This window comes from Paracoccus chinensis, assembly GCF_900102885.1.
Taxonomy (GTDB): domain Bacteria; phylum Pseudomonadota; class Alphaproteobacteria; order Rhodobacterales; family Rhodobacteraceae; genus Paracoccus; species Paracoccus chinensis.
In genome coordinates this window covers 158,913-172,930 of sequence record NZ_FNGE01000006.1, presented here as the reverse complement: position 1 = coordinate 172,930, position 14,018 = coordinate 158,913, and the positions used below count along the sequence as shown (strand labels likewise).

The 14,018-nt window shown below is 70.0% G+C and carries 19 protein-coding genes and 1 riboswitch; of the genes, 4 read left to right on the top strand and 15 right to left on the bottom strand.

Annotated features, from left to right (window positions below):
* Positions 1-52: 52 nt before the first annotated feature.
* Positions 53-550 (bottom strand): disulfide bond formation protein B, encoded by a 498-nt coding sequence (locus tag BLQ03_RS08425; protein WP_090754792.1) that lies wholly within the window; start codon positions 548-550, stop codon positions 53-55.
* A gap of 13 nt (positions 551-563) precedes the next feature.
* Entirely contained in the window at positions 564-1,160 is a 597-nt protein-coding gene (locus BLQ03_RS08420; RefSeq protein ID WP_090754790.1) for a DedA family protein, read from the bottom strand.
* Between the two features lie 120 nt (positions 1,161-1,280).
* Here BLQ03_RS08420 and ypfJ point away from each other — a divergent pair, with 120 nt between their 5' ends.
* A complete protein-coding gene (gene ypfJ, locus BLQ03_RS08415) occupies positions 1,281-2,129 on the top strand; it encodes a KPN_02809 family neutral zinc metallopeptidase (RefSeq protein WP_090754788.1) in 849 nt (282 codons plus the stop codon).
* 3 nt (positions 2,130-2,132) lie between these two features.
* Here ypfJ and BLQ03_RS08410 read toward each other — a convergent pair whose 3' ends face one another.
* Positions 2,133-2,318: a hypothetical protein gene (locus tag BLQ03_RS08410; protein WP_090754786.1), complete on the bottom strand. Its 186-nt coding sequence runs from the start codon at positions 2,316-2,318 to the stop codon at positions 2,133-2,135.
* Between the two features lie 51 nt (positions 2,319-2,369).
* On the opposite strand from BLQ03_RS08410, the gene BLQ03_RS08405 reads away from it, so the two are divergent.
* Positions 2,370-2,849, top strand: coding sequence for a type II toxin-antitoxin system RatA family toxin (locus tag BLQ03_RS08405; protein ID WP_090754784.1), 480 nt, complete (start codon positions 2,370-2,372; stop codon positions 2,847-2,849).
* On the opposite strand, the gene BLQ03_RS08400 is transcribed toward BLQ03_RS08405, so the two are convergent.
* Positions 2,810-3,415 (bottom strand): sulfotransferase family protein, encoded by a 606-nt coding sequence (locus BLQ03_RS08400; RefSeq protein ID WP_090754782.1) that lies wholly within the window; start codon positions 3,413-3,415, stop codon positions 2,810-2,812. The two genes, BLQ03_RS08405 and BLQ03_RS08400, sit on opposite strands and share 40 nt — an antisense overlap.
* A gap of 101 nt (positions 3,416-3,516) precedes the next feature.
* Here BLQ03_RS08400 and BLQ03_RS08395 point away from each other — a divergent pair, with 101 nt between their 5' ends.
* The gene (locus tag BLQ03_RS08395; RefSeq protein ID WP_090754781.1) at positions 3,517-4,089 is read left to right on the top strand and encodes a DUF4202 domain-containing protein; all 573 of its coding nucleotides are present in this window, start codon (positions 3,517-3,519) and stop codon (positions 4,087-4,089) included.
* The gene (locus BLQ03_RS08390) at positions 4,086-4,844 is read left to right on the top strand and encodes a CbiX/SirB N-terminal domain-containing protein (protein ID WP_139166669.1); all 759 of its coding nucleotides are present in this window, start codon (positions 4,086-4,088) and stop codon (positions 4,842-4,844) included. The genes BLQ03_RS08395 and BLQ03_RS08390 overlap by 4 nt, the downstream gene beginning before the upstream one ends.
* Before the next feature lie 24 nt (positions 4,845-4,868).
* Here BLQ03_RS08390 and BLQ03_RS08385 read toward each other — a convergent pair whose 3' ends face one another.
* From BLQ03_RS08385 to BLQ03_RS08335, 11 genes are all read right to left on the bottom strand, one after another.
* On the bottom strand, positions 4,869-5,597 hold the full coding sequence (locus BLQ03_RS08385; RefSeq protein WP_090754779.1) for an ABC transporter permease: 729 nt from the start codon (positions 5,595-5,597) through the stop codon (positions 4,869-4,871).
* Positions 5,594-6,280 (bottom strand): ABC transporter ATP-binding protein, encoded by a 687-nt coding sequence (locus BLQ03_RS08380; protein ID WP_090754777.1) that lies wholly within the window; start codon positions 6,278-6,280, stop codon positions 5,594-5,596. The genes BLQ03_RS08385 and BLQ03_RS08380 overlap by 4 nt, the downstream gene beginning before the upstream one ends.
* Positions 6,270-6,944 (bottom strand): thiaminase II, encoded by a 675-nt coding sequence (tenA, locus tag BLQ03_RS08375; RefSeq protein ID WP_090754775.1) that lies wholly within the window; start codon positions 6,942-6,944, stop codon positions 6,270-6,272. The genes BLQ03_RS08380 and tenA overlap by 11 nt, the downstream gene beginning before the upstream one ends.
* On the bottom strand, positions 6,941-7,879 hold the full coding sequence (locus BLQ03_RS08370) for an ABC transporter substrate-binding protein (RefSeq protein ID WP_090754773.1): 939 nt from the start codon (positions 7,877-7,879) through the stop codon (positions 6,941-6,943). The genes tenA and BLQ03_RS08370 overlap by 4 nt, the downstream gene beginning before the upstream one ends.
* Positions 7,879-8,826 (bottom strand): HesA/MoeB/ThiF family protein, encoded by a 948-nt coding sequence (locus BLQ03_RS08365; RefSeq protein WP_090754770.1) that lies wholly within the window; start codon positions 8,824-8,826, stop codon positions 7,879-7,881. The genes BLQ03_RS08370 and BLQ03_RS08365 overlap by 1 nt, the downstream gene beginning before the upstream one ends.
* A gap of 65 nt (positions 8,827-8,891) precedes the next feature.
* Positions 8,892-9,488, bottom strand: coding sequence for a thiamine phosphate synthase (locus tag BLQ03_RS08360; protein ID WP_090754768.1), 597 nt, complete (start codon positions 9,486-9,488; stop codon positions 8,892-8,894).
* Positions 9,489-9,526: 38 nt separating this feature from the next.
* Positions 9,527-10,291, bottom strand: coding sequence for a thiazole synthase (locus BLQ03_RS08355; protein WP_090754766.1), 765 nt, complete (start codon positions 10,289-10,291; stop codon positions 9,527-9,529).
* Position 10,292: 1 nt separating this feature from the next.
* Positions 10,293-10,490, bottom strand: coding sequence for a sulfur carrier protein ThiS (gene thiS / locus BLQ03_RS08350; protein ID WP_090754764.1), 198 nt, complete (start codon positions 10,488-10,490; stop codon positions 10,293-10,295).
* Positions 10,468-11,457, bottom strand: coding sequence for a glycine oxidase ThiO (thiO, locus tag BLQ03_RS08345; RefSeq protein ID WP_090754762.1), 990 nt, complete (start codon positions 11,455-11,457; stop codon positions 10,468-10,470). The genes thiS and thiO overlap by 23 nt, the downstream gene beginning before the upstream one ends.
* Positions 11,454-12,248 carry a bifunctional hydroxymethylpyrimidine kinase/phosphomethylpyrimidine kinase gene (gene thiD, locus BLQ03_RS08340; protein ID WP_090754761.1) on the bottom strand — a complete coding sequence of 265 codons (795 nt, stop codon included), beginning with the start codon at positions 12,246-12,248 and terminating at the stop codon, positions 11,454-11,456. The genes thiO and thiD overlap by 4 nt, the downstream gene beginning before the upstream one ends.
* Positions 12,249-12,295: 47 nt before the next feature.
* Positions 12,296-12,400, bottom strand: a riboswitch (TPP riboswitch).
* 83 nt (positions 12,401-12,483) lie between these two features.
* Positions 12,484-13,917 (bottom strand): Glu/Leu/Phe/Val family dehydrogenase, encoded by a 1,434-nt coding sequence (locus tag BLQ03_RS08335; protein ID WP_245688746.1) that lies wholly within the window; start codon positions 13,915-13,917, stop codon positions 12,484-12,486.
* Positions 13,918-14,018: the final 101 nt, after the last annotated feature.

Sequence of the window (14,018 nt, the reverse complement as noted above, 5' to 3'; positions counted from 1 at the left end):
GGGGCAGATGTATCATCTGCCGCCTTGAAATTCAACCATTTCGCCTGAATTTTCAGGGTTTTCGGCGCCCGGAACGACGCAGCGACAGCGCCCAGACGGCAACCAGCACCGCCGACAGGATCGCGTTCCAGGCGGCCATGCTGAGGCCGAGGAAGATCCAGCTTGGCTGGTCGCAGCGGATCACCTGCGCGCCCCGGATGCGGGCAAGCAACTCGTCCGTGCTGACCGCCGACAGATCGCCCAGACCGCCCGAGCAGGCGCTCGGCCCGGCCCACCAAGCCTGTTCCACGCCCACGTGATAGATGGCGAAGGCGGTGGCGAGTATCGCCGCCACCAGCCCCAGCAGCCCCCAGGCCCGGCGGAAGCCGGTCGCGGCCACGGCAAGGCCGATCACCACGGCGGCGGCATGGGGCCAGCGCTGCAGCAGGCACAGCTCGCAGGGCGCATAGCCCAAGGCCTGGAAGAAGAAGGCCCCCGCCAGCAGCGCGGCCGAGCCGGCTGCGGCAAGCACTGCCCAGGTGCGGGTGTCGGAATGCGAGGGGCGGATCATGGGCGGGTTGTCCTCAATGCGGCTTCCAGGTGATGACGCGGTAGAGGTAGACCAGAACCACCGTCACCACGACCAGCTTCGACAGCGGATCGATCACATCGGCGACACGGTGGTAGTTCGCCTCGAGCGCAAGCCCGGCACTGGCCAGCAGCGTCGTCCACAGCAGGCTGCCCCCTACCGTGAAGGCCAGGAAGCGGCCGAAGGGCATCCGCGCGACGCCCGCCGGGACCGAGATCAGCGTGCGGACGGCAGGGATCATGCGCCCGATCAGCACGGCCTTGCCGCCGTGCCGGTCGAACCACGCCTGCGCATTGTCAATGTCCGAGGGGGAAACCGTCAGCAGTCGGCCGTGGCGGGCCGACCAGCGCTTCAGCCGCGCCGCCCCGATCCAGGCCCCGATGAAGTACCACAAGGACGTGCCCAGGACCGACCCGATGGTGCCGATCAGCACCGTGGGCAGGAAGGACAGCTTGCCCGTCGCGGCCAGGTAGCCCGCCAGCGGCATGATGACCTCGGAGGGGATGGGCGGAAAGACGTTCTCTGCCAGCATCAGGAAGAAGATGCCGGGATAGCCCCAGCCCTCGATCACCGACAGAACCCAGTCGAACATCCGCCCCTCGCATCATTGGCCACGGTTCAGACGTCCGCAACGCCGTTTCCTTTCCAACTCTTGCGCGGTCCGTCAAGCCTGCGTAACCGTTGGAGCGGATCACCCCAAAGGATGCGCGACATGGAATGGCGAGGCCGGCGCGGCAGCAGCAACATCGAGGATCGGCGCGGCATGGGCTCGGCCGGCGCGGGCGGCCTTGGACTGGTCGGCACGCTGGTCGTGCTGGCGGTAGGCTGGTTCTTCGGCGTCGACATCTCGCCCCTGGTCAGCGGGATGCAGGACGACGCGCGCCCCGGCGCGGAACGCCAACTCAGCACCGAAGAACAGGAGATGGGGCAGTTCGTCTCGGTTGTGCTGGCCGACACCGAGGAGATCTGGACCGATGTCCTCGCCCAGCAGGCGGGGCTGCAGTACCAGGAACCCAGGCTGGTGATGTTCTCGGGTGCCGTGCAGTCGGCCTGCGGCGGCGCGTCCTCGGCCATGGGGCCCTTCTACTGCCCCGGCGACCAGCGCGTTTACCTCGACACCGACTTCTTCCGGGTCATGCAGCGGCAGATGGGGGCAGGGGGCGACTTCGCCTATGCCTATGTGATCGCACATGAGATCGGGCACCACGTCCAGAACCAGATCGGCATCCTGCCGCGCGTCAACCGCCTCCGCGGGCAGGTAGGCCAGACCGACGCAAACCGCCTTTCGGTTCTGACCGAACTGCAGGCCGACTGCTTTGCCGGGATCTGGGCGCGCCACGCGGGCGACCGTTTCGGCTCGATCGAGCGCGGCGACATCGACGAGGCCGTGAACGCCTCGCGTGCGGTCGGGGACGACATCCTGATGGAAAAGGCGGGCCGCGCGCCCATGCCCGACAGCTTCACCCATGGCTCCGCCGCCGAGCGCAGCGAGTGGCTGATCCGGGGAATGCAGTCGGGCGAGATGGCCGACTGCAACACCTTCGCGGAAGCCGGGCTTTAAGCCTCAGGACCCGGGGATGCGGCGGGGGGCGCGGTCCATCTGCGCCCACTCGGGCACCCAGCCCATCCAGTCGGCCGTGCCCAGCAGGATCACCACCACCACGATGGCGACCACCAGCTTGACCCGCCCCGCCGAGGGCGGGTTGCGGACCCATCGGGCCGCCCGCATCAGCCAGATCATGTTGTTCATCGTCCGAAACCTCTGCTAGACCGTGCCCGCCTGACGCCGAAGGACTGCCCCTTGCCCACTCATACCGAAACACGGGTGCTGCCCTATACCGCGCAGCAGATGTATGACCTTGTCGCAGACGTGGAAAGCTATCCCAAGTTCCTGCCTTGGAACACGGCGGCGCGCATCCGGTCCCGCACGCCCGGCCCGGACGGGTCCGAGGTGATCGAGGCCGACCTGGTCATCAGCTTCAAGGTCTTCCGTGAACGCTTCGGCAGCCGCGTCACGCTGTTTCCCGACCAGAAGCGCATCGACACGCGCTACCTGGACGGGCCTTTCACGCATCTGCACAGCGAATGGACCTTCAAGGACCGACCCCAGGGCGGCTGCGAGGTCTGCTTCTTCGTGGACTTCGAGTTCCGCAATGCCATCCTGCGCCGCGTGATCGGTGTCGTCTTCGGCGAGGCCATGCACCGCATCGTCCGCGCCTTCGAGGATCGCGCGCGCGCCCTTTACGGCGCGGACCGGGCGGCGGCTTCCCACAGGGCGTAATCCTCGGCCAGCGCCGCGCGCAGCCGCGCCTCGGTGTCCGGGGCCAGCGTCATGTCGGCGGGGGGCGAGACGTTGACGCGCCTGAGCGTCAGTTCCGTCTTCAGCGCCTCGCCGAAGAAGCGCAGCACCTCGTCCATCTGTTCGTAGCGGAACAGGAGGTCGGGACCGTTCCGGCCGGGGGCGGGCGACAGGAAACCCGACTGCCGCCCCAGCGCGGCATAGGGGGGGCGGTCCTCGGACAGGTAGTCCTGCACGAAACCCTCGAAGCTGATGCCGATGGTGCTGTTGGGCTTGCCCATGGTCTGCGGGCGCTGGCGATAGCGATACCAGCTTCCCAGCCACGAAATCGGCTCTCGCACGACCGCCGCGACCCGGAAGGGCGGGCCGGGAATGTTGCGCAGCAGGGGTTCGATCCGCAGGTTGTACTGGCTCATCGTCAGGTGCTTGATCTCGGGACGCGAGCGCAGGACCATCTCGGCCTTGGGCGCCAATGCTGTCTCGAGCGCGGTGGTTCCCGTCTTAGGGATCGACAGCAGCACCAGACGGGGGGCGACGAAAGCCAGCATCGGCAAACCTTTCCTGTTGCCCGGGGTATTCCCGGCAGGGGGCGGCTTGGCAAGGCCGCGCGGCCGTGGCACCTGTTGGACGCAACGCAAGGGAGCGCAGCATGACGTCACGCCAGCAGGTCTTCGCCGCCATCGACGCCGCCAACGCCGCCGACCCGCGGCTTGAAGACGGCCAGCCGGTCGAGCTGCTTTACGGCCAGCGCATGACCGCCGAGCAGGAGCGGCTGCATCCTGACGCATCCGACGCCTTGGCCATCGCTTGCCGCGGCCAGCACATCGAGCGCTGGCTGCTGCCGCGCAAGGACTTCCCCGAGGGGCGCGAGGGCTACCTGACCTGGCGGCGCGAACAGGGCCGCAGGCACGCCGAGCGTGTCATGGGCCTGATGCGCGACGCGGGCTATCCCGAGGATCAGGTGGACCACGCCGGCCGGATGCTGCGCAAGGAAGGCATCAAGCGCGACCCCGCCGTGCAGGCGCTGGAAGATGTCGCCTGCTTCACCTTCATCCGCCATTACCTCGGCGATTTCGCCACCACGCAGGAACCCGACGCGCTGCTGGTCATCGTCCAGAAGACCGCCCGCAAGATGTCTCCGCAGGCCCGCAGCCGCGCGCTGGCCGAGTTCCCCATGCCTGCCCAGTTCGCCGCCGCCTTCGAGCTTGAGGACGCCAGATGATCGACGCCGCACCCCGCTGCCAGGGCTGCCGCTGCGCCACCGGCGCGGCCGCCGTCGAGCCTGCCGCCCCGCCCTTCGCCGCCATCGTGGCGCATGGCCAGCCGGGCGACCCCGGCGCGCTGCAGCCGGAACTCGAGGCGCTGGCCGCCCGCGTGCAGGCGCTGCTGCCCGGCTGGACCGTGCGCGGCGCGACACTTGCCTGCCGCCGCAGCCTGTCGGCGCTGGAGGGTGTGCGGCTGGTTTTCCCGCAATTCATGGCCGACGGCTGGTTCGTCCGCAGCGAAACGCCGCGCCGCCTGGCCGAGGCCGGGGTGGAGGGCGCGCGGCTGATCGCGCCTCTAGGGCTCGATCCTGAACTGCCCGCCATCGGCGCACGGATCGCGCAAGAGGCGGCGCGACGCGCGGGCATCGACCCAACGCGCGCGACGCTGGTGGTCGTGGGCCACGGGTCCAAGGGCTCGCGGGCATCGGCCAACAGCACCCGCGCCTTTGCCGAGGCGCTGCCGGATCGCGCGGGCTTCGCAGCCGTGACCACCGCCTTCATCGAGGAAGCGCCCTTCCTCGACGACGTGGTGCCCGAGGGTCCCGCCGTCTGCCTGCCGTTCTTCGCCACCAACGGCGGCCACACGACCGAGGACATCCCGCAGGGCTGGCGCGGCCACGGCCCCATCGCCCCGCCGATCGGGATGAACGACGCCATCCCGGACCTGATCGCCGCCGCCCTGCGCACCGCCGAGGAACCCGTCGAAGGCTGAGGTTGCGGCCCTCGGGCCGAAACCTCAGAAGCCGCGCTTCCGCAGCATCCGCCCGAGCGCACGGTTGATCGTGGTGTAGATCGTCAGCGACAGCGCCACCACGACGATCAGGGCCGCGAACATCAGGTCAGTCTTCATCCGCCCGTTCGCCTGGATCATCAGCGCGCCCAGGCCTCGTGCGCCGCCGACCCATTCGCCGATGACTGCGCCCACGGGCGCATAGATCGCGCCCAGCCGCAGCCCGGATGCGAGCCGGGGCAGCGCCGCCGGAAAGCGCAGGTGGCGCAGCTCGGCCCAGCGGCCTGCGCCCATGGTCCGCGCCACGTCCATCTGCGCAGCAGGCGGGGCCATCAGGCCGTCGTAAAGCGCCTGCGCCACGGGCACGAAGACGATCAGCACCACCATCGCGATCTTGGGGGCCATGCCGAAGCCCAGCCACAGCGTCAGGATCGGCGCCAGCGCAAAGACCGGGATCGCCTGGCTGACCACAAGCGCCGGGGACAGCGCCCGGCCGAGCCGGGGAACGGTTGCCATCGCGGCCGCCGTGACGATGCCGAAGGCCGCGCCAAGGCCCAGCCCCAGCAGCGTTTCCCAGGCGGTAAGCATTGCCGCCGGGGCAAGCTCGGCGCGATGAACCCACAGCGCCCTGCCCACGGCCAAGGGGCTTGGCAGCAGGTAGGGCGGCAGGCCGGTCAGGCGGACGAAGCCTTCCCACAGCAGCAGGGCCGCCGCGATGGCCAGCAGCGCCCTCATGCGAGCAGCCTGTCCGTCAGGGCGGCCTGCGCGGCCAGCACCTCGGGCGCGTCGTGGCGGCGGGGGACCGGGCCGGGCGGGGCGGGGTGTTCGGCGAGTCCACCCGGCGTCATCACAAGGATGCGGTCGCCCAGGCGCGCGGCCTCGGCGGGATCATGGGTGACCATCAGGACCGTCGTGCCCTGCAACAGCCGCGCCGCCATGTCGCCGATCTGCAGCCGCAGCCGCGCGTCCAGCGCCGAGAAGGGCTCGTCCAGCAGCACCAGCGGCCGGTCCTCGGCCAGCGTCCGCGCCAAGGCCGCCCGTTGCCGCTGGCCGCCCGAAAGCTGCGCGGGCAGCCGGTCTTCCAGACCGTCCAGCCCCACGGCCTCGACCATCCGGGCGATGCGGGCGGGATCGGCGGCCTCGCGCCGCAGCCGCGCGCCAAGGCCGATGTTCTGTGCCACGGTCAGCCAGGGAAACAGCCCCCCGTCCTGCCCCATCAGCGCGCAGGGCAGGGTGGCCACCGTGCCTTGGAACTCGACCCCTGTCGGCAGCCCGGCGAGCAGCCGCAGCAGCGTCGACTTGCCGACGCCCGAAGCGCCCAGAAGGCAAGTCAGCCGTCCCGGTTCAAGCGTCAGGTCGAGCGCCGCAAACAGGCCGGGCGCCGCGCCCGCGACCCGCGGCGCCGCGTCACTTCTCAAGGCCGAGGTTCCAGAAGGCCGCCTCCAGCCGCGTCGCTGTGGCGAAGCGCCCCGCGAGTTCTGCCCAGCGCGGCAGGGTCTCGGGGGTCCCGCCCAGCCGCGCCGCTACCGCCGCGTCGATCAGCGCACCGACCTCGCGGCAGGTCCGCTGATAATCCTCCGAGGCATAGGTCTCGATCCAGTCGCAATAGGGGCTGTCCGTCGCCCCCTCGCGCGAAAGGCGCAGGCCGATCTCGCCATAGCCCAGCACGCAGGGCGCCAGCGCCGCCAGGAGGTCCAAAAAGTCGCCGCTGTAGCCCGCTTCCAGCACATAGCGGGTATAGGCGAGGTTCTGGGGAGCCTCGGGTGCATCTTCCAGTGCCTCGGGCGAAATTCCCGCCTCGGCGCAGATGCGGATGTGCAGCGGCATCTCGTGGTTGACCAGCGCATCCACCGTGACAATGCAGGCGCGCATCTCGGCCAGCGTTCCGGCCTTGGCCGCGCCCAGCGCCCAGGCGCGGCTGAAATGGATCAGGAAGCGATAGTCCTGCACGAGATAGCGCAGGAACCCCTGACGTGGCAGCGTCCCATCGCCCAAGCCCTGCACAAAGGGATGGCGCACATAGTCGTCCCAGGCTCCGGCGGCCTCGCGCCAGGCAGCAAAGCTGCGGCCGTAATCCGTCATTCCCTGGCCCCCGGATCAAGGGCAATGCGGTCTACCGGCCAGGCCTCATCGATCAGCCCAGCCTCCAGCAGGAACTGCTCGAACCGGCGATAACGGCCATGATCCAGCGCCGCGGGGGACAGGGCGAAGCGGCCGAAGGTGTCCGCCCAGGCCTGGGTGTTCAACTCGTCCGACAGGTCGGGGGCATGGGCGGCAAAGACCTCGCGCGCCTCCTCGGGGTGGTTCAGCATGAACTGGGTGCCGCGCTCGACGGCGGACAGGAAGCGGCTGATGCGTTCGGGGTCCATGCGGTCGGGGTTGGCGACGAAGATCAGCTCGTCATAGGCGGGCAGGCCCTCTTCCTCCAGGAACAGGCAGCGGCCTTCGCCGCCCGCGAGCCGAATCTGCGTCATCTCGAAGTTCCGATAGCCGCCAATGGTCGCATCGACCTGCCCCGACAGCAGCGCGGGCGTCAGCGACCAGTTGACGTTGACCATCTCGACATCGTCCAGCGTCAGCCCGGCAGACTTCAACAGCGCCGAAACCAGCGCCTGCTCCACCCCCGCGACCGAATAGCCGATCCTGCGGCCCTTGAGGTCCGCCACCTCCTGCACCGGCCCGTCGACGCGAACCATCAGGCAGTTCAGCGGCATCGCCACCAGCGTGCCGACGCGGCGCAGCGGCAGTCCCTCGTGCACCTGCAGGTGCAGTTGCGGCTGGTAGGTGATGGCAAGGTCGGCCTGCCCCGCGGCGACTAGCTTGGGCGGGTCGGCGGGATCGGCGGGGGCCACGATCTCGACCTCAAGCCCCGCGTCGGTGAAGAAGCCGCGCTCCTGCGCGATCACGACGGGGGCGTGGTCGGGGTTCACGAACCAGTCCAGCATCAGCGTCAGCTTGTCCTGCGCCACGGCAGGGCTCGCCAGCGCCAGCAGCGCGGCGGTCAGCAGGTGCTTCATCAGTGGTCTCCGGCAGCGATCAGCACGATCTCGGGGTGGGTGGGGGCAAGCAGGCGGGCCGCCCGCCAGGCGCGCAGGCCCGAGCGGCAGGCCAGCACGGCGCGGGCGCCGGGTGGCGGCGCAGGCGGCGCGGCGGGATCAGCCCGCCGGGCCGAGGGGTGGATGGGAACCGGGGCCTCGTCCTCGCCGCGCAACTCCAGCACGAAATCGCCCGGGCGGATGTCGCTTGCGTCGATGAAGCGGAAGCCATCTTCGGGCTCGGGCGCGCCGTCGAAGCGGAAGCCGCCCCAGCGGAGGCCGGAGTTCAGGGTGAGAAGCTGCCCAAGGGGCGAGGGCGCGAACCCCAACAGCAGCGCCAGCGCCATCTGCGCCTGCGCCGTGCCCAGCATTCCCACGACCGGCCCCAGCACCCCCGCGGTGGCGCAGTTCGCGGCGCGGTCCGGCAGGTCGGGAAAGACGGCCCGCAGGCTGGGCGCACCGCCGCAGAAGCCTCCGCAGTAGCCCGACAAGCCCAGCGCCGAGGCCGAGACCAGCGGCACCCCGGCCGCAAGGCAGGCGTCCGACAGGACATAGCTGACGGCGAAGCTGTCCGCGCAGTCCAGCACCACGTCGGCCCCGCCGACCAGCCCGGCCGCATTGGCAGGCGTCAGTGGATGGGTCAGCGCCGCCACCGAAACCTCCGGGTCGAGCGACTGCACGAAGGCGCGGGCTGAATTTGCCTTGTTCCAGCCCACGCGCCCCGCATGGATCGGCTGGCGGTGCAGGTTGCCGGTCTCGGCCACGTCGGGATCGACGACCGTCAGCGCTCCGACGCCAGCCCCCGCCAGATACATGATCGCGGGCGAGCCGAGACCACCAGCGCCAACGACAAGAAGGCGCGCCCCCTGCAACCGCCGCTGGCCAACCTCTCCCACCTCGGGCAGGATCATCTGCCGGACATGTCTCATTCTTCTTCGTTCAATTATCCCACGGGGGTCCGGGGGTGTGAAACCCCCGGCTTCGGGCGCTCCGCTCATCCCGTCACCTGCAGCCATTCCCGCATCCGCGCTTCGGGATCGGGGTTCAGCGTGATGTCCGTGACGGCCGAGGCGACATCCGCCCCTGCGTCCAGCGCCGCGCGACCGCGTTCGGGCGTCAGGCCGCCGATGGCGACCAACGGCACGTCGCCCACGCGGCGCTTCCATTCCGCCACGCGGTCCAGCCCTTGCGGCGCCCAAGGCATCTTCTTCAGGATCGTGGGCCAGACCGGGCCAAGCGCGACGTAGTCGGGCCGGACGGACAGCGCCCGGTCGAGTTCGGCCCCGTCGTGGGTGGACACGCCCAGCCGCAGACCGGCCGCGCGGATGGCAGACAGATCGGCCTCGTCCAAGTCTTCCTGTCCCAGGTGCAGCCAGTCGCAGCCAAGCTCGATGGCAAGCCGCCAGTGGTCGTTGACGACAAGGATCGCGCCTGCATCCTGCGCGAGGTCGCGGGCGCGGGTGATCTCCGCCCGCAGGACGTCCTCGGGCGCGTCCTTGATCCGCAGTTGCACCATGCGGACGCCCACCGCCAGCGCGCGGGCTACCCAATCGGCCGACTCGAAGATGGGATAGAAGCGGGGCAGGGACATCGGCGATCCTTCTGCATGGGCATGGCCGGAAACGCGGCTCATTGCAGAAAGGCCTTGCCGATCACGGGGGTCGAGGGCGTGGCCATCTCGCGCGGCTCGATGGGGTCGGACATGTAGGCCGCGCGGCCCGCATCCAGCGCCTGCGCCATGGCGCGTGCCATCGTCACCGGGTCGCCTGCCTTGGCGACGGCGGTGTTCAGAAGGACCGCGTCGAAGCCCAGTTCCATCGCCGCCGCCGCATGGCTGGGGCGGCCGATGCCTGCGTCGATCACCATGGGGACCTCGGGAAAGGCCGCCCTCAGCGCCTTGAGGCCCAGAAGGTTGTTCAGCCCCAGACCCGAACCGATCGGCGCGCCCCAAGGCATCAGCACCTCGCATCCGGCACGCAGCAACTGGTCGCAGACGGACAGGTCCTCGGTGCAATAGGGGAAGACCTTGAACCCTTGCGCGCAAAGCTCGCGCGCGGCCTCGACCAGCGCGAAGACGTCGGGCGCCAGCAGGTCGCCATGGCTGATGACCTCGAGCTTGATCCAGGCGGTGCCCAGAAGCTCGCGCGCCATCTGGGCGGTGGTCACGGCCTCCTTGACCGTGTGGCAGCCGGCGGTGTTGGGCAGCAGCGCGACGCCAAGCCCTTCGATCAGCCGCAGGAAGTCCTGCCCGCCTCCCGCCTCGCGCCGCAGGGACACGGTGGCGATGCCTGCGCCGGAGGCGCTGAAGGCGGCGGCAAGGATCGCGGGACTGGGATACTGCGCCGTCCCCAGCATCATCGGAGAGGCGACTTGCGTGTCATAGAAGGTGGGCATCCTACCCTCCCTGCATGGGTGCGACGATTTCCAGCGAATCGCCCGGCGACAGCACCGTGGCGGCACGTGCGGAGGCGGGCACGAAGGTGCCGTTCAGGGCGGTGGCGACGCGGGCCTCGGAAAGCTCAAGCGCGGCAAGAGCCTCGGCGAGGGTCGCGGCATCGATGTCCTGCGGGTTACCGTTGATCGTCAGTTTCATGCCAGAACTCCGGTTTGTCGCCCGTCTCAACATGGTCAGCCAACTGCCGCGCGAGTGCCGGCGCAAGAAGATAACCATGGCGATAAAGGCCGTTCGCATAAAGCCGCCCAGCCGCGCGGCCGATGCGGGGCAGGTTGTCGGGGAAGGCCGGGCGCGCGTCGGCCCCCAGTTCCAGGATCTCGGCTTCGCCGAAGGCCGGGTCCAGGGCATAGGCCGCGCTGAGCAGTTCCAGCACGGACCGCGCCGTGACCACGCCGCGCCGGTCGCTTTCGATCATCGTCGCGCCCAACATGAAGATCCCCTCGCCGCGCGGGACGAGGTAGATCGGCACGCGCGGGTGCAGCAGCCGGACGGGACGCGCCAGCGTCACCTCGGGACAGCGCAGGACCAGCATCTCGCCGCGCACGCCGCGCAGGTCCGGCAGGATGTCGCGGGCGGCAAGGCCCCGACAGTCGATGACCTCGCCCGCGTCATCGGGTGGCCCGGCCGTTACGCTGATGCCGCGCGCGGCCAGTCCCGATTGCAGCGCGGCCAGCGCAACGCGGGGGTTCAGATGCGCCTCGGTCGCGAAGAACAGGGCGCGGTCGAAACGGCCGGCGAGGTCCGGTTCCAGTTCGGCCACGCGGTTGCCGCCGATGACCTCGAACCCTTCGGTCCGGCGGGCGAAGCGGTCGAGTTCCGCACGGTCGCGGCCCAGCGCCACGACCAGCGTGCCGTTGCGGCTGACGCCGCCCGCGTGGCGCTCCCACCAGTCGATCGAGGCCTGCCCGTGGCGCAGCACGGGCTCCTCGGCGCTTTCGAACTCGCAGAAGGGCGCGAGCATCCCGCCCGCCCACCAGGAACAGCCATGCCCGCCAGGACCCATCGCGGGATCAACCAACGTGACGGCATGTCCGCGCGTGGCAAGCTCGGTGGCCACGGAAAGACCCAGGACACCCGCACCGAGAATGGTGAAGGCCGCGCTCATTCCCGCCACCAGCCGTGGAAATGATGCACCGGCCCGTGGCCCGAGCCGACCCGCAGCCGGTCGGCCGCGGCGATGGCCCCCTGCAGCCAGCCATGCGCGCGGCCGACGGCCTCGGGCACGGACAGGTCCTGCGCCAGTCCGGCGGCAATGGCCGAGGACAGCGAGCAGCCGGTGCCATGCGTGTTCTTTGTCTCGATCCGGGGGGCCGAGAAGCAATGCGTCTCGGGGCCGACCAGCAGGTCGGTGCAGACCGGACTCTCGGCATGGCCGCCCTTCATCAGCACCCAATCCGCGCCCAAGGCGCAAAGCGCGCGGCCCTGCGCCTCGGCCTCGGTCGGGTCGGCGGCGACCATGCGGGACAGAAGCCGTGCGGCCTCGGGCAGGTTCGGGGTCAGGACCGTGGCGCAGGGAATCAGCAGTTCGCGCAGGGCGTCGATGGCGTCGTCCCGGATCAGCCGGTCGCCGGACTTGGCGATCATCACGGGGTCCAGCACCAGCGGCACCGCGCGGCCGTCCAGCGCCTCGGCCACGGCGCGGGTCGCCTCGGCCGTGCCCAGCATCCCGATCTTGACCGCGCCAATATCGAGGTCGTCGAAGACCGCATCCACCTGTGCACGGATCATCTCGGGCGAGACGCCTTCCACGCGGGTCACGGCGCGGGTGTTCTGCGCGGTGATCGCGGTCACGACGCTGGCGCCATAGACGCCCAGCGCCGAGAATGTCTTGAGATCGGCCTGGATGCCGGCCCCGCCGCCGCTGTCGGACCCCGCGATGGTCAGCGCGATCGCCATGTCTTCCCCCCACAAAGCCCGGCATGGGGGAACATCAGGCCACGGGTTGCGCGGCACTGCCCGTTCCCTTCGCCGGCATGACCCGGATCAGGTTCGATGGGTGCTGTGCCTTGCACATCTCAGCCCCGCGCGGGGCGCCCCAACGAGCGTTGCGTGCGACTATAGGCCCCCGCGCCTGCGAGGCAACCTTATTCTTGACCGGGGCGCGCCGGGAGGACGCGCGCGCCGGTCGGGCCTACAGCCCCAGTGCGTCGTAGCTGGCCGCGATGCGGCGGATGGCGACGATATAGGCCGCGATCCTCAGGTCCGGCACGCGCGAGTCGCCGTCCAGCACCGTCACCATCTGCTGGAAGGACGCGCGCATCGTGTCGTCGAGGCCCGAGCGCACCAGTTCCAGCTCGTCCGCGCCGCGCAGGTATTTCTGCTTGAAGCCGTGCGACAGCGCCCCCTTCAGTCCCGTCTCGGCGGCGAGCCGTTCCAGTTCGTCCACCAGCAGGGCGTGGCGCGCTTCCTCCTGCCGGCGCTCGAGCCGGCCGAAGCTGATCTGCTGCAGGTTCTTGACCCATTCGAAATAGCTGACCGTCACCCCGCCCGCGTTGGCGTAAAGGTCGGGGACAATGACCACGCCGCGGTTGCGCAGGATTTCGTCGGCCTCGGCGGTGACGGGGCCGTTCGCGGCCTCGACGATCAGCCGGGCGCGGATGGCGCTGGCGTTGCCGACATGGATCACGGCCTCCATCGCTGCCGGGATCAGGATGTCGCAGTCCAGTTCCAGCGCGCGGGCCGAGTTCGGCTCGAACGTCGCGCCGGGGAAGTCCCTGACGCCGCCGGTCGTGCGCATGTGGGCCTGAAGCGCCGTGATGTCGAGGCCCGCCTCGTTCATCACCGCGCCGTCGCGCTCGGCGACCGCGATGATCTTCGCCCCGTCCTCGGTGGACAGGAACTGCGCCGCGTGGAAGCCCACGTTGCCCAGGCCCTGCACCACGATCCGCTGTCCCTCAAGGCCGCCCGCCAGTCCCGCCCGCTTCAGCACCTCGGGCGTGCGGAAGACCTCGCGCAGGGCGTATTGCACGCCGCGGCCCGTGGCCTCGACCCGGCCCGCGATGCCGCCCAGGCGCAGCGGCTTGCCGGTGACGCAGGCGCGGGCGTTGATGTCCTCGGGGTGCAGGCGCTTGTAGGCGTCGGCCATCCAGGCCATCTCGCGCTCGCCCGTGCCCATGTCGGGGGCGGGCACGTTCTGGCTGGGCGAGATCAGGCTGCGCCGCGACAGCTCGTAGGTGAAGCGGCGGGTGATCTTTTCAAGCTCGTCCTCCTCCCACTGGCGGGGGTCCAGCGTCAGCCCGCCCTTGGACCCGCCGAAGGGCAGTTCGACCAGCGAGCACTTGTAGGTCATCAGCGCGGCCAGCGCCTCGACCTCGTCCTGGTTGACGTTGGGGGCATAGCGGATGCCGCCCTTGACCGGCTCGTGGTGTTCGGAATGGACGGACCGATAGCCGGTGAAGGTATGGATCTCGCCCCGCAGGCGCACCCCGAAGCGGACCACATAGGTCGAGTTGCAGACGCGGATCTTCTCCTCGAGCCCCGGCCCGAGGTCCATCAGCTGCGCGGCCTGCGTGAACATCCGGTCGACCGAGTCGCGGAACGAGGCGTGCATGAGAGGGGCGTTCATGGGGGCATCCTTCTGAGGGGCGCCTGCCGGCGCCGGGGCCATGTGCTGCCCGGAGATTAGGCAGCCCAGGCGCCCCCCGTCCACGACCGAGTGACGTTCCG

Bases quoted from the DNA above. Each gene is read 5' to 3' on its own strand.
- BLQ03_RS08425 (WP_090754792.1), bottom strand. From the start codon at position 550: ATGATCCGCCCCTCGCATTCCGACACCCGCACCTGGGCAGTGCTTGCC.
- BLQ03_RS08420 (WP_090754790.1), bottom strand. From the start codon at position 1,160: ATGTTCGACTGGGTTCTGTCGGTGATCGAGGGCTGGGGCTATCCCGGC.
- ypfJ (WP_090754788.1), top strand. From the start codon at position 1,281: ATGGAATGGCGAGGCCGGCGCGGCAGCAGCAACATCGAGGATCGGCGC.
- BLQ03_RS08410 (WP_090754786.1), bottom strand. From the start codon at position 2,318: ATGAACAACATGATCTGGCTGATGCGGGCGGCCCGATGGGTCCGCAAC.
- BLQ03_RS08400 (WP_090754782.1), bottom strand. From the start codon at position 3,415: ATGCTGGCTTTCGTCGCCCCCCGTCTGGTGCTGCTGTCGATCCCTAAG.
- BLQ03_RS08395 (WP_090754781.1), top strand. From the start codon at position 3,517: ATGACGTCACGCCAGCAGGTCTTCGCCGCCATCGACGCCGCCAACGCC.
- BLQ03_RS08390 (WP_139166669.1), top strand. From the start codon at position 4,086: ATGATCGACGCCGCACCCCGCTGCCAGGGCTGCCGCTGCGCCACCGGC.
- BLQ03_RS08385 (WP_090754779.1), bottom strand. From the start codon at position 5,597: ATGAGGGCGCTGCTGGCCATCGCGGCGGCCCTGCTGCTGTGGGAAGGC.
- tenA (WP_090754775.1), bottom strand. From the start codon at position 6,944: ATGACGGATTACGGCCGCAGCTTTGCTGCCTGGCGCGAGGCCGCCGGA.
- BLQ03_RS08370 (WP_090754773.1), bottom strand. From the start codon at position 7,879: ATGAAGCACCTGCTGACCGCCGCGCTGCTGGCGCTGGCGAGCCCTGCC.
- BLQ03_RS08365 (WP_090754770.1), bottom strand. From the start codon at position 8,826: ATGAGACATGTCCGGCAGATGATCCTGCCCGAGGTGGGAGAGGTTGGC.
- BLQ03_RS08360 (WP_090754768.1), bottom strand. From the start codon at position 9,488: ATGTCCCTGCCCCGCTTCTATCCCATCTTCGAGTCGGCCGATTGGGTA.
- BLQ03_RS08355 (WP_090754766.1), bottom strand. From the start codon at position 10,291: ATGCCCACCTTCTATGACACGCAAGTCGCCTCTCCGATGATGCTGGGG.
- thiS (WP_090754764.1), bottom strand. From the start codon at position 10,490: ATGAAACTGACGATCAACGGTAACCCGCAGGACATCGATGCCGCGACC.
- thiO (WP_090754762.1), bottom strand. From the start codon at position 11,457: ATGAGCGCGGCCTTCACCATTCTCGGTGCGGGTGTCCTGGGTCTTTCC.
- thiD (WP_090754761.1), bottom strand. From the start codon at position 12,248: ATGGCGATCGCGCTGACCATCGCGGGGTCCGACAGCGGCGGCGGGGCC.
- BLQ03_RS08335 (WP_245688746.1), bottom strand. From the start codon at position 13,917: ATGAACGCCCCTCTCATGCACGCCTCGTTCCGCGACTCGGTCGACCGG.